The organism is Sphaerisporangium sp. NPDC051017 (assembly GCF_040683095.1).
Classification (GTDB): domain Bacteria; phylum Actinomycetota; class Actinomycetes; order Streptosporangiales; family Streptosporangiaceae; genus Sphaerisporangium.
In genome coordinates this window covers 70,768-83,768 of record NZ_JBFBCI010000011.1, presented here as the reverse complement: position 1 = coordinate 83,768, position 13,001 = coordinate 70,768, and the positions used below count along the sequence as shown (strand labels likewise).

At 73.3% G+C, this 13,001-nt stretch carries 11 protein-coding genes; 5 read left to right on the top strand and 6 right to left on the bottom strand.

Annotation, left to right across the window (positions count from 1 at the left end; genetic code table 11):
* The first annotated feature begins 181 nt into the window (after positions 1-181).
* The 5 genes from AB0M95_RS12600 to AB0M95_RS12580 all read left to right on the top strand — a co-directional run bounded on the left by AB0M95_RS12600 (position 182) and on the right by AB0M95_RS12580 (position 6,953).
* Entirely contained in the window at positions 182-1,972 is a 1,791-nt protein-coding gene (locus AB0M95_RS12600) for a protein kinase (protein ID WP_363762763.1), read from the top strand.
* A gap of 82 nt (positions 1,973-2,054) precedes the next feature.
* Positions 2,055-2,918, top strand: coding sequence for a hypothetical protein (locus tag AB0M95_RS12595; RefSeq protein ID WP_363762760.1), 864 nt, complete (start codon positions 2,055-2,057; stop codon positions 2,916-2,918).
* Between the two features lie 66 nt (positions 2,919-2,984).
* Positions 2,985-4,103, top strand: a complete 1,119-nt coding sequence (locus tag AB0M95_RS12590) for a hypothetical protein (RefSeq protein ID WP_363762757.1) — start codon at positions 2,985-2,987, stop codon at positions 4,101-4,103.
* Positions 4,100-5,569, top strand: coding sequence for a hypothetical protein (locus AB0M95_RS12585; RefSeq protein ID WP_363762754.1), 1,470 nt, complete (start codon positions 4,100-4,102; stop codon positions 5,567-5,569). The genes AB0M95_RS12590 and AB0M95_RS12585 overlap by 4 nt, the downstream gene beginning before the upstream one ends.
* A 73-nt stretch (positions 5,570-5,642) precedes the next feature.
* Positions 5,643-6,953 (top strand): helicase, encoded by a 1,311-nt coding sequence (locus AB0M95_RS12580; protein WP_363762751.1) that lies wholly within the window; start codon positions 5,643-5,645, stop codon positions 6,951-6,953.
* Between the two features lie 25 nt (positions 6,954-6,978).
* Here AB0M95_RS12580 and AB0M95_RS12575 read toward each other — a convergent pair whose 3' ends face one another.
* The 6 genes from AB0M95_RS12575 to AB0M95_RS12550 form a co-directional block, all read right to left on the bottom strand.
* On the bottom strand, positions 6,979-7,266 hold the full coding sequence (locus tag AB0M95_RS12575; protein WP_363762748.1) for a hypothetical protein: 288 nt from the start codon (positions 7,264-7,266) through the stop codon (positions 6,979-6,981).
* Between the two features lie 144 nt (positions 7,267-7,410).
* Positions 7,411-8,343 carry a Ppx/GppA phosphatase family protein gene (locus AB0M95_RS12570; protein ID WP_363762745.1) on the bottom strand — a complete coding sequence of 311 codons (933 nt, stop codon included), beginning with the start codon at positions 8,341-8,343 and terminating at the stop codon, positions 7,411-7,413.
* A 49-nt stretch (positions 8,344-8,392) separates the two neighbouring features.
* Positions 8,393-8,836, bottom strand: a complete 444-nt coding sequence (locus tag AB0M95_RS12565) for a MarR family transcriptional regulator (RefSeq protein WP_363762742.1) — start codon at positions 8,834-8,836, stop codon at positions 8,393-8,395.
* Between the two features lie 21 nt (positions 8,837-8,857).
* Complete coding sequence (locus tag AB0M95_RS12560; protein ID WP_363762738.1) at positions 8,858-10,552, bottom strand: MFS transporter; 1,695 nt, start codon at positions 10,550-10,552, stop codon at positions 8,858-8,860.
* A 152-nt stretch (positions 10,553-10,704) separates the two neighbouring features.
* Complete coding sequence (locus AB0M95_RS12555) at positions 10,705-11,118, bottom strand: DUF3592 domain-containing protein (RefSeq protein WP_363762735.1); 414 nt, start codon at positions 11,116-11,118, stop codon at positions 10,705-10,707.
* A gap of 239 nt (positions 11,119-11,357) precedes the next feature.
* Positions 11,358-12,977 carry an MDR family MFS transporter gene (locus tag AB0M95_RS12550; RefSeq protein WP_363762732.1) on the bottom strand — a complete coding sequence of 540 codons (1,620 nt, stop codon included), beginning with the start codon at positions 12,975-12,977 and terminating at the stop codon, positions 11,358-11,360.
* Positions 12,978-13,001: the final 24 nt, after the last annotated feature.

Here is a 13,001-nt window from a genome sequence, read left to right as displayed (position 1 = left end):
GCCCGGCGGTCCCCGGCGGACCGCCGGGCGTTCGCCTTTTCCGCTCGCCGCGCCCCTCTGCGGTGAGCAGGGCTTTCCTCTCGCCCCGCCACCGCGGCGCCCGACGAGTGTGATCTATGCGGAAATATGAGCGAGAAGCTTCCGGTAGGGTGCCGGTCGCGGGGCGTGAGGGAGGTGGCGGGTGAGCGAGCCTGGGGCGCCCGAGGTGCCGGGGTACGAGGTGCTGGGAATCCTCGGCCAGGGCGGGTTCGGCGTGGTGTACCGCGCGCGGCAGCTCGCCGTACGCCGCGAGGTCGCTCTCAAGATCGACAACCGTGTGCTGGTCTCCGAGCGCGACCGGCGGCGGTTCATGCGCGAGGTCAGCTCGGCCGGGGCGCTGTCGGGGCACCCGCACGTGGCGGACGTGTACGACGCCGGGGTGCTCGGCGACGGGCGTCCGTACATGGTGCTGGAGCTGTGCCCGGGCGGTTCGCTGTCGGACCGGCTGCGCGAGCAGGGCCCGCTGAGCCCCGCCGAGGTGCGCGACATCGGCGTGCGCATCGCCGACGCGCTCGCGGCGGCCCACACGGCGGGCGTGCTGCACCGTGACGTGAAACCGGCCAACATCCTGGTGAACGGGTACGGGATGGTGGCGCTGTCGGACTTCGGGCTGGCCGCCACCGCGCACACCGAGGGCGAGATGTCGGTGACCCGCGAGTCGCTGACCCCGGCGTTCGGCCCTCCGGAGGCGTTCGAGCTCGCCGAGCCGAGCCCGGCGGGCGACGTCTACTCGCTGTCGGCGACGCTGTACGCGCTGCTCAACGGGCGTCCGCCGCGTTTCCCCGAGAGCGGAGTGGTCAACGTCGCGATGATCATGGCGTTGCACCGGCGTCCGATCCCGGAGATCCCCGGGGTGGCGCCCGAGCTGACCGCCGTGCTCCGCGCGGGCATGGCCGCCGACCCGCGCGAGCGCACCCCGTCCGCCGCCGACCTGCGCGACGCCCTCGCCGCGATCCCCGCGGGCCTGCTCTCCGGCCCGGGGAACTCCGGGCCGTCCGCCGTGGGAGGCCCCGGGCGGCAGGGGTATCCGAGCGCCCAGCCGGGGCACTCGGGGCCGCTGTCGCATCCGGCCCCCCTCGGGCATTCGGCGCCGCTCCCCCACGCGGGCTCCCCCGGGCTCTCGGGGCCGTACGAGCGGCCGCCGCAGTACGCCCGGCCCGCCTCGTCCGTGCCCGTCGCCCATTCCCGGCATTCGGCTCCGACCGGGCCGTCGCGGCAGCACGTGGACGTGCGGCCTGAGCGCCTCTCCCCCCGGGAGTCCGTGGCCGGTCCGGGCGGGCGGGCGATGTCGAGCACCCTCGCCCCGCACACGCCGAAGCAGAACGCGCACACCGGCGTGTACGTCGCCGTGGCCGGGGTGTTCGCCCTGCTGCTGACGATCGGGACGGCCCTCGCCCTGCACGAGGGCACGATCCCCGACGACACCGCGTCCACGCCGGCGAGCGCGCCGGCGACGACGGCGGGCGGAACGTCCGGGGGCACGGCCGTCACGGACCCGGACGCCGGAACCGTGAAGACCGTCACGGCGAACTGCCCCGCGACGTCGGTGGCCGGGGCCCAGGCCGCCTGCAGCCAGGAGGCGGAGTGCTGGGGCGGCATCGTCTCCATCGCGGGGTCGGTGACGGTCAAGCGCCGCGGCTGCGAGGAGGGCCACTCGTGGGAGACGTTCGCCGTGGCCCCGATGCCGGTGGACGGCGTCACCTATGACCTGCAGGACCTCGAGGCGCATCCCGTGGTGAAGAAGCTGTGCTCGATGCCGGTGCTGCTCCAGTCGAGGTCGGAGGCCGCCAGGAAGATCTCCCCGTCCAAGTGGATGGTCTCGGCGCTGCCCCCGAGCCCGGACGCGTTCAAGTCGGGCGTGCGCGTCTACCGCTGCGTCGGCGGCGTGATGGGCAGCGAGCGCCCCGGGACCTACTTCCGGCCCCTGAGCTGAGGGCCGCGTCGCCGCCCATGGCGACGCGCGGTGAATATGGGAATTGCCTGGAACTCCTGGGAACTCTTGGTACGCTCCGGGCGTGAGTGAAAGGCTGGACGCCCTGGAGGAGCGGATCAACGCGCTCCGGGCGGAGGTCCGGCGAGCCGTGCGGGGGCGTGACGGCGCGCTCGCCAGGGTGCTGCGGGCCGAACTGCGCACCGCCGAGCGAGCCTGGGACCGGGCGCTGGCCCCCCAGGACCCCGCCGAGGGATCCCTGGAGGACTCCCCGGAGCCCGCCGGTAAGGGGGCAAGGGGTGGTGACGGGCCTGGTTCGGACGGGCCTGGTTCGCTGGTGCCGGTGCGGGAGCAGGTGCACGAGGCGCTGACGCTGCTCGGAGTGCCGGCCTCGGCCCGGGTGATCGTCGCGGTGCACGGCGCCCTGCGCGCGGGGTCGCTCAGGGGCACCCAGCTCGCGAGCCTGCGCCGGGACGAGGAGCGCTCCTTCCGGTCCTCACCGTTCGCCCGCCCGTACTACCTGTGCGCCGCGCTCACCGACCGCCTGTCGGCCTCGCGGGGCCTGCTCACGGTCAGCACGTGGCCGCAGGAGCGCCGGGCGATCGGCCCGCTCAGCCCCCGCGTCGACTTCCTCACCACCGCGATCCGCGTGGGCGAGCACATCCTGCGGCTGGAGGAGACGGGCGAGCCGGCGCCGGACGCCGCGCGGAGGCTGCTGGCGCGGCTCGCGCACAACGTCCCCGGCGTCCCCGTGCCGTCCGCCGCCGAAGACGCCCCGCCCGACCCGGCCGTGGTGGTCAGGGCGGCCCGCGCCGAGCTGGACGTCCACGCCGGCGCGGACGCGGACGCCCGCGCGCGGATCGCCGAGCGCGCCCGCGCCCGCCTCGGCGACGCCGAGCGCCTGTTCGGCGGCAGGCTCCTGAGCCTGGCCCGCGAGGAGGCGTCGTGAGGCCCCTCGCGGCGGTGCGGTCCGGTGTTCACTCGCGTGGCGAAGAGCGGCAGAGAGAGGTGTGAGGTGGAGCGGTTCGACCGGTTGCGCGGCGCCGTGCCCGCGCGGCCGCACGACGCGCGGGCGATCGCCGCGCTGGCGGCCAACCCCGGGTGCGGGCGGCGCGCGGTGATGGACGCCGCGGGGATCGACAAGGACGCGACCGCGACCCATCTGGGGTTCCCCGCCCCGTTCGGCCGGTCGCCGTTCGCGATCACCCGGGGCAACGCGTTCGAGGCCCTGGTGAAGGACTCCGGCTGCGCCGAGCTGCTGCGGCTGCTTCGCGAGCTGCTGGGCCTGCCGATCCCCCTCGCCGCCTACACCGACCTCGGCGACATCGGCGGCAACCCGTCGGCGCACCTGCGCCACGCCCACACGCTCAAGCTCATCGACCGGGCCGCCCGTGACGACGACGAGGCGGGCACGCTGTACGACCACCCGCTGCTGCGGCTGGAGATCGCCGGGCACACCTCCTACCTGGAGCCGGACGTCGTCGCGTTCCGGCTCGCGGGCCGGTTCCACATCGTGGAGATCAAGTCGTTCGCGATCGTCGACGGCCAGGCCGAGCCGGACAAGGTGGCCGCGGCGGCGCGCCAGGCCGCGGTGTACGTGCTGGCGCTGCGGAACATGCTGGCGGAGCTCGGGCACGACCCGGCCCGCGTGTCGCACGAGGTCGTGCTGGTGTGCCCGGAGAACTTCGCGAACCGCCCGGCGGGCACGCTGCTGGACGTGCGCAGGGAGCTGGCGGTGCTGCGCAGGCAGCTCTCGCGCATGGCCAAGGTCGGCGCCATCGCCGACACGCTGCCCGAGGACCTGACCTTCGACCTGGCGCCGGACGCCGACGGCGTGCCGACGCGCCCGGTGAGCGAGCTGCGCGAGGCGGTGGGCGCGGTCGGCGCGCGGTACGCGCCCGAGTGCCTGTCCACGTGCGACCTGTGCTTCTTCTGCCGGGACGAGGCCGCGGCCGAGGGGTCGACCGAGCTGCTGGGACGCCAGGTCCGCGACGCGCTCGGCGGGGTGGCGACGGTGTCGGAGGCGCTCGGCCTCGCCGACGGCACCCTGACGCCCGGCGAGGGCCAAGAGGAGATCGCCCGCCTGCTGCGCCTGGCCGACGGCATCTACGGCGTCTACGCGGAGGCGGGATGAGCACGCTGGCCGCCCTCGCCCGCCTGCGCGCCGTGCGCACCGGGACGGCCCAGCGGCTCGCCACCGTGCGCCACTGCCACCTGTCGGAGCGGCCCATGGTGTTCATCCCGCTGCGGCTGGCCGGCGAGGCCGCCGCGCCGCTGGCCGCCATGGCGGGCACCGACCCGGGCCATCCCCACCTGCTGGTGGTGCCGCAGCCGCGCGACCGGGATCTGCGGTTCGCGTTCGCGGCCGAGCTGGCGCAGATCGTCCTGCCGTACGTCGAGGGCTTCCTGAAGGAGACCGAGACGGTGGAGCGGCGCGGCGCCGAGCCGTACGAGCGGTGCGCCGACGCGCCGCAGCTGCTGGTCCCGAACCGCGCCGCGCTGGCGTTCACGCTGCTGCTCGGCCGCTCGACGCGGTTCCGCCGCGCGGAGGGCCCGCACGCCGTCCACCCGTCGGTGCCGGTCCTCGGCCGGTGGCTCACGTTCTTCGCCCAGCGGGCGCGCCACCCGGGCTCGGCGCTGCTGCCGGCGGTCACCGAGGCGCTGTCGCTGCACTGGGCCACGGGCCAGAGCGCGCTGGAGGACGCCAACCTCGCGTCGCTGGTCGGCTGGATCGACCCGCCGCCGGGCACGACCGGGGCGGAGGCGGCCAGGGAGGCCGAGGACCCGCTGGTCTGGCCGCCCGCGGGCCCGGCCACCGACCCCGGTTTCGACGCCGAGGTGCTGGCGCCGGCGATCCGGGCGTACGAGGAGGCGCCGGGCGACCGCGCGACCGCGCGGGTCGCCGAGGCGGTGCGCACGCAGCTCGACCCGACGTGGCGGCTGATGTGGCGCGCCGTGGACCTGCTGCGCGGGCTGCCCGAGGGCAGGGGCGCGTCGGCGCGGTGGGAGCTCGACCGCGGGTCGTTCACCGCCTTCGCCGAGCAGGTCGCCGAGGGCGGGCCGCCGCAGCCCAAGCACGACGGCGCGGTGCCGGCGGCGTCCCGGCTGGCCCGCATGGAGCGCGCGCAGGCGTCCTACGACGCCCAGCGCGCCTACGACGACCCGCTGCTGATGGCCGCCTACCGGCTGACCGGCGAGGCGTTCACCGGCACGGTCGTCGCGTCCGACCCCGCCAACGCCGAGGGCGAGGGCCGGGGGCGCAAGCTGCGGCCGCTGGTCACCGTGCGGACGGGCGACCCGGTGCGGCTGGCGGCCGGCGCGAAGCTGGGCACCCCGGAGCGGCGCGGCCAGCAGGCCGAGGTCGTGGAGGTCGACGGCGAGCTGGTCACCCTGAAGATCGTCAAGGGCATGGGTCGCGGCAAGGTCGCGACCCCGGGCGCGGTCCCGGAGTCCGGCGACCAGGTCTGCTACGCCGCACTCAGCGACGAGTACCAGCCGCCCGCGAGCCTGCCCGCCTCCGAGGAGACCCCCTGGACGCACGGCGGCCCGCCGCCGGAGTACGTCCCGAGCCCTGAGGACGATCAGGAGGAATGGTCGTGAACCAGAGCGATCGCCTCCTGGTGACACGCGTGACACGAGCGGCGGCCCCGCGCGGCGGCCGGGAGGAGTGGCCGTGATCGGCGGGATGCTCTCCCCCGCGGCGGAGGCGGCGGCCGTGGTCGACGCCGTGCTGGACGACCTGCCCCGGAACCGGGGCGTGGTCGTCGACTCGCCGCCGGGCGCGGGGAAGTCGACGCTGGTGGTGCGCGCGGCCGGGCATCTGGCCGCGACCGGCGAGCCGCTGATGATCGTCGCGCAGACCAACGAGCAGGTGGACGACCTGATCGTCCGCCTGGCCGAGGAGCACCCGGACCTGCCGCTCGGCCGGCTGTCGGCGTCCGACTACGTCATGCCCGAGCGGGTTCTGGGCAAGGCGTCCGTGGGCACCAAGCTGCCCGACCTCGGCGACCCCGCCGTGGTGGTGGCCACCGCGGACAAATGGGCGTGGGCGGGCGACCGCACCTGGCCGTGGGCGATCGTGGACGAGGCGTACCAGATGCGCTCGGACAAGCTGCTGCGCGTCGCGGGCATGTTCGAGCGGGCGCTGTTCGTGGGCGACCCGGGCCAGCTCGACCCGTTCTCGGTCGTGGACGGCGACCGCTGGGCCGGCCTGTCGTGGGATCCGCTGCAGAGCGCGGTGGCCGTGCTGCTGCGCCACAACCCCGACCTGCCCGTGCACCGGCTGCCGGTGTCCTGGCGGCTGCCCGCCTCGGCCGCGCCGGTGGTGTCCGATGCGTTCTACCCGTTCACGGGCTTTCGCGCGGGCACCGAGCCCGGCGAGCGGCGCTTGGAGTTCCAGGCCGGCGGCATGCGCACCGCCTACGACCGCGCGCTGGAGGAGGCCGCCTCCCACGGCTGGGCGCTGTACGAGCTGCCGAGCCGGCACACCCTGCGCACCGACGCCGAGGCGGTCCAGGCCGTCGCCCTGCTGGCCACGAGGCTCGTGCAGCGCGCGCCGGTGGCGATCTCCGAGCGCGGCGAGCGGCCGGTGACGGCCGAGCGCATCGCGATCGGGGCGGCGCACCGCGACCAGGTGGCCGCGATCCTGGCCGCCGGGCCCCCGCCGGGGGTGACCGTCGACACCGCCAACCGGCTGCAGGGCCGCGAGTACGACGTCACGATCGTCCTGCACCCGCTGTCGGGGCGCAGGGACGCGACGGCCTTCCACCTGGAGTCCGGTCGGCTGTGCGTGCTGACCTCGCGGCATCGGCACGCGTGCGTGGTCGTCGCCCGCGCCGGGATCCCCGAACTGCTCGACGCGCATCCCTCGGCCGAGCCGGTCCGCTTGAACGTCCCGGTGAAGTTCCCCGACGGGTGGGAGGCCAACCAGGCCGTTCTGGCCCATCTGTCCGCGCACCGTGTCGAGGCGGCGCCGCTTCGCTGACCCCGGCGCGGGCGTGCGATCCACCTCACGAGACTCCCGGGTGGCCCTCCCTCCGGATGACGACGCCCCTGGCCGGGCCCGCCTTCACGCGGCCGTCCCTGCGCTCCTGAACCGGCCGGGGGGCCGGCGAGGCCGCCGGGAACGTTCCCGGCGGCTCCGGACGCGGGGCGGGCGTGAGGTCGGGCTCGGGGCTGGTGGCCGAGGCCATCAGCGCCAGAAGGATCAGCGTCACCACGGCGATGAATATCAGGGCGAGTCCCGCGAGCATCAGGACGGCCAGAACTGTCAAGGCCGCGCCGATGACCTCCATCATCGCCCCCTTCTCTTGTGTTGTGGCGTGGGACTCGTGCCCGCGCCGGGCACGCTCACACTTCGTCCCCCGCTGGTGAACGTACTGATTCCGCCGGGCCGGCGCGCCGTTCGCGGTGTTTGCGTTACGGAAGCGACGCCGGGCGTCTCACGTGCCGGGCATGCGGTCCAGACGGCGCAGGATCACGCCCTCGCGCAGGGCCCACGGGCAGATCTCCAGCTCGCCGAGCCCGAACAGGTCCATGGTGGCGTCGGCGACGATCGCGCCGGCCAGGAGTTGCGGCGCGCGGCCGGCGGAGACGCCGGGGAGCCCGGCGCGCTGGGCGTTGGTCATCCCGGCGAGCCGCTCGGTCCAGCCGGACAGGCTCTTGTGGCTCAGCGTCCGCTTGACGTAGGTGCCCTCGCCGGAGGGCGCGGCGCCGGCGATGCGGGCGAGCTGCTTGAACGTCTTGGACGTCGCAACCGCGTGGTCGGGCCTGCCGTACTTGACGACGTCGCCGACCACCCTGCCGATCTGGGCGCGCACCTGCCGGCGCATGGCGCGGATCTCCCCGGCGGGCGGCGGGTCGGCGGTGAACCAGCGGCGCGTCAGCCGTCCCGCGCCGAGTGGCAGCGAGACGGCGACGTCCGGCGCCTCCTCGACACCGGAGGCGATCTCCAGGGACCCGCCGCCGATGTCCACCACCAGCAGCCTGCCGGAGGACCAGCCGAACCAGCGCCGCACCGCCAGGAACGTCAGCCGGGCCTCGTCCTGCCCGGACAGGACCTGCAGGTCGACACCGGTGATGTCGCGCAGGCGGCCGAGCACGTCCTCGCCGTTGGACGCCTCGCGCACCGCCGAGGTGGCGAAGGCCATGATGTCCTCCACGCCCTTGTCCTCGGCGATGCGCAGCGACTCCTCGATGAACCGGCGCAGCTCGCGCTCCCCCTGCGAGGACAGCGTTTCGCCGTCGTGGAGGTGCTCGGCCAGCCGCATCTCGGCCTTGTGCGAGTACGCGGGCAGCGGTTGCGCGCCCCTGTGGGCGTCCACCACCAGAAGATGCACCGTGTTCGAACCGATGTCGAGGACGCCTAGTCGCATGATCCGACGCTACTACCTGGGGGAATCATGAAGAAAATCACCCTTGCGATCATGGCGCGGCCAGCGACTCCAACGCGGGCAGAGCGGCGGCGAGCGCGGCGCGCTGGCCGGGCGGCAGCGCGGCGACCCGGGCGGTGAAGAACGCCGAGCGGTCGTCGCGGAGCTGGGCCAACCGCGCGCGTCCCTCCTCGGTGAGGGTGAGGAGGGACGCGCGGCGATCGGCGCGGTCGGGCGCGCGGGTCAGCAGGTTCAGGGTCTCCAGGCTGCCGACCAGCCTGCTCTGCGTGGGGGCGCTGACGCCCTCGTGGGCGGCGAGGTCGACCAGGCGGACCGGGCCCAGGGCGTCCACGGCCGACAGCGTGGAGACCTGGCTCACCGTGAGCGCCTGCGGGACCTGCTGGCGGGCCCGCCGCGACAGGCGGGCCAGGGCCTTCCGCAGACGGTCGGCGAGTTCGGCGTCGGTGACGGTGACGCCGGGGGATTCTTCGATCATGAGGCCTTCCACTGCGCGCGGTCATGACTCGCCCACGGCGACCACCTTCCGGGGCGTGGGCTCATCCTCGTGCACATAACGGCCTCCGCGCAGCAGCGAGGCGAGGGCGGCGAGCAGCGAGATGGCGATCGCGAGCGTGAACACGATGACCAGGCCGTGGTGGAACGGGCCGGAGATGAGGTTCGGGAAGTAGGACCCGCCGGTGAGCGTCCCGGCGTCGGCGGGGGCGAGCGTGCCGGTGGGGGCGAGCAGGCTCTCGATCGGGTTGTAGCCGAGGAACGCCGCGAACAGCGTGCCGACCGGGGGCAGGTTCCCGATCTGGGCGGCGATCGCGGACGGCACGCCATGCTCGGCGAGGCCGGCGGTGAGCGTGCGGGGCAGGGTGTCGGCCAGGCCCGCGATCATCAGCGAGAAGAATACGCCGATGGACAGGACCATGCCGGCGTTGGTGAACGTCGCGCCCATGCCGGAGGCCACGCCGCGCTGCCCCGCGGGGACGGCGTTCATGATCGCGGTGGAGTTGGGCGCGGCGAACAGGCCCGACCCCACGCCGTTCAGGAAGATCAGCACGCCGAACAGCCAGTACGGGAAGTCGGTGGGGATGAGCAGAAGCCCGGTGAAGGCCAGCGCGGACAGCACCAGCCCGCCGGAGGACAGCGCCCGCGCACCGTGCCGGTCCGACAGGTGGCCCGACAGCGGACCGGCCACCAGGAAGCCGACCGTCAGCGGCAGCAGGTAGATGCCCGCCCACAGCGGGGTCTCCTCGAAGCGGTAGCCGTGCAGCGGCAGCCAGATGCCCTGCAGCCAGATGATCAGCATGAACTGCATGCCGCCGCGGGCGATGGCGGTGAGCAGCCCCGCCGAGTTGCCGGCCACGAAGGCACGGATGCGGAACAACTCCAGGTGGAACATCGGCTGGGCGACCCGGGTCTCGATCACGCAGAACGCGCCGAGCACGGCGGTGCCGCCGACGACACCGGCGAGCACCCACGGGTTCGTCCAGCCCATGGGGTGACCGCCGTACGGCTGGATGCCGTAGGTGACCCCGGCCAGCAGCGCCGTGAGGCCGACGGCGAAGGTCGCGTTGCCCAGCCAGTCGACGCGGGCGCCGGAGGTGCGGCGGACGGTCTCGCGCAGGGACCTGTAGGCCCAGACCGTCCCGGCGATGCCGATGGGCGCGGAGGCGAAGAAGACCAGCCGCCAGTTGATCTCGCTGAGCAGCCCGCCCGCGACCAGGCCGAAGAAGCTGCCCGCGATGGCGGCGACCTGGTTGACGCCGATGGCCATGCCGCGCCGGTCGGGCGGGAAGGCGTCGGTGAGGATGGCGGCGGAGTTGGCCATGAGCAGCGCGCCGCCGATCCCCTGGAAGACCCGCCAGCCGATCAGCCACATCGCGCCGGCGTCGGCCTGGAACGGGTCGAGGGAGAGCGCGAGGGTGCCGACGGTGAAGACGGCGAACCCCGCGTTGTACATGCGTACACGGCCGAACATGTCCCCGAGGCGGCCGAGCGTCACGACCAGGACGGCCGAGACGAGCATGTACCCCATCAGGATCCACAGCAGGTAGCTGACGTTGCCGGGTTTGAGTGGATCGAGGTGGATGCCACGGAAGATGGCCGGCAGCGAGATGATCACGATCGAGGAGTTGACGGTGGCGAGCAGCATTCCCAGCGTGGTGTTGCTCAGCGCCACCCAGTGATAGTGCTTCGTCCGCACGGGCGACCTTTCAGCGGGTTAGTTGCTTACGCTAACTAACCATATATTCGCCAGAGACTTCCGAGAAGTCCCTGCTTATGGCCGAGCCTCCGGCTCGGCGGGTTCGGGGCGCCTTTCAGGCGGACGTTGCGGATCGGCGGGTTCGGGGTGGATCAGGGGCTGAAGGCGGCTATGGCCGCCGCGACCACCAGGAACACGAGGCCCAGCGACGCGAACAGGACGCCGATGAGCTTGCCGCCGGCCCAGAAGCCCTCCAGGCGGATGCGGTCCGGCCTGGCCGGGTCGTAGAGCACGGTCACCCGGCCGCCGACGCGGGCCGGGGGCGGGTTGCTCCCGAAGTGGGTCTCGGCCTCGACGTACTGCCCGTTCAGCGTCATGAAGCGGATGGTCGGATAGTAGACGGATCCTTCGCTGTCGCGGCTCTCGCGCAGCCGCACGACCTCCCCGGGGACGCGCTGCGCGATGCGGCGGAAGTCGCGGGCCGACATCAGCGCGCCGAGACCGACACCGCCGAAGACCAGGGCGATCACGCCGAATATGAGCACCATCAGGGCTGTGGTGGACACGTCGGGCTCCTCGTTCTGGCGGGTCTCCGTGGGTCCCGCCGGGTTCTCGCAGGGGGTACGCCCGACGCTAGAAGGGATCGCTTGCAGGGCGCTTGCCAGGCGCCTGCCGGGAACAAGCGATGACGTGTCCGCCTATATCCAGCTTTGGCGGGAAAGGCGACGGCCGTGACCACGGAGGTGGTCACGGCCGCGGCGAAGCGGGGGCGGGAGACGGCGTCTCAGCGCGTCTCAGCGGCGTCTCAGTCGAAGGCCGCGACGGGCATCGCGTCCTTGGCGACGTCGCCCGTGCCGTCCTTCGGCGCCGAGCCCGGGGCGGCGGGGCCGGAGCGCAGCGGGATCTGCTTGATGAAGGCCGCGAACACCGGCACCAGGATCGAGATGAAGATGGCCCAGAAGAACACGCTGGAGATGGAGTCGGCCAGCGACGAGAGGAAGCCCTCGCGGACCTGCGCGGGGAGCGCGGCCAGCGCGGTGGGGTCCAGGCGAGCGCTGTTGCCCCCCTGCGCCATCTGCGCCGCCTGCGGCCCGAGCCTGTCGGTCAGGTTGGACGTCAGGTGGTGGTTGAAGATGGCCCCGAAGAGCGAGACGCCGAACGAGCCGCCGATGGAGCGGAAGAAGGTGGCGGCGCTGCTGGCCACGCCGAGGTCCTTCTGCTCGACGCTGTTCTGCGCGATCAGCATCGTGGTCTGCATCAGGCCGCCCATGCCGAGGCCGAGCACGGCGATGAACAGGCCGGTCTGCCAGGTCGTGGTGTTGACGTCCTGCAGCGACAGCAGCCACATGCCGACGACCATGACCACGCCGCCGGCCAAGGGCCACACCTTGTACTTGCCCGTCCGGGTGATGGCCTGCCCGGCGACCAGTGAGACCGCCATCATGCCGGCCATCATCGGCAGGAGCAGCAGACCGGAGTTGGTGGCCGAGGCGCCCTGGACGGTCTGCTGGAAGAGCGGCAGGAAGTTGATCGCGCCGAACATGGCGAATCCGAGCAGGAAGCCCACCAGCGAGACCAGCGTGAAGTTCCGGTCGCGGAAGACGTGCAGGGGCATGATCGGCTCGGCGACCCGGCGCTGGACCGGGATGAAGATCGCCAGGCTCACCACGGCCACGGCGACGAGCCCGAGGATCTGCCAGGAGCCCCAGGCGTACTCCGTGCCACCCCAGGTGGTGATGAGGACCAGAGCCGTGATGCCCACGCCGAGCAGCGCGGCGCCGAGCCAGTCGATGCGATGCTCGGTGCGGTACTTCGGCAGGTGGAGGCGCAGGAGCAGCCAGACGAACGCGACGGCGCCGATGGGCAGGTTCACGTAGAAGGCCCAGCGCCAGTTCAGGTTGTCGGTGATGAAGCCGCCGACGAGCGGCCCGGCGACCATCGCCAGCGCCATGATCGCGGCCATGATGCCCTGGTAGCGGCCACGCTCGCGGGGCGGGACCAGGTCGCCGATGATGGCCATGGCGTTGACCATGAGGCCGCCGGCGCCGAGGCCCTGGATCGCGCGGAAGGCGATGAGCTCGCCCATGCCGCCCGAGGTGCCGCCGAAGATGTCCGAGCCGGCCATGCCGCACAGGGCGGAGCCGACCATGAATATGGCGATGGACGCCAGGAATATGGTCTTGCGTCCGTACAAGTCACCGATCTTTCCCCAGATCGGCGTCGAGACGCTGGTCCCGAGGACGTACGCCGTCACCAACCAGGAGAGATGGGCCAGGCCGCCGAGCTCGCCCACGATGCGCGGCATCGCGGTACCGACGATCATGTTGTCGAGCATGGCCAGCATGATGGCGAGCATCAAGCCGGGCAGGACGACCATGACCTCCCGCCGACGGCCGGGAACTATCTCGGCCTCGGTCTCCGACATTCCTTTGAGCCCCCTTGGTAGTTG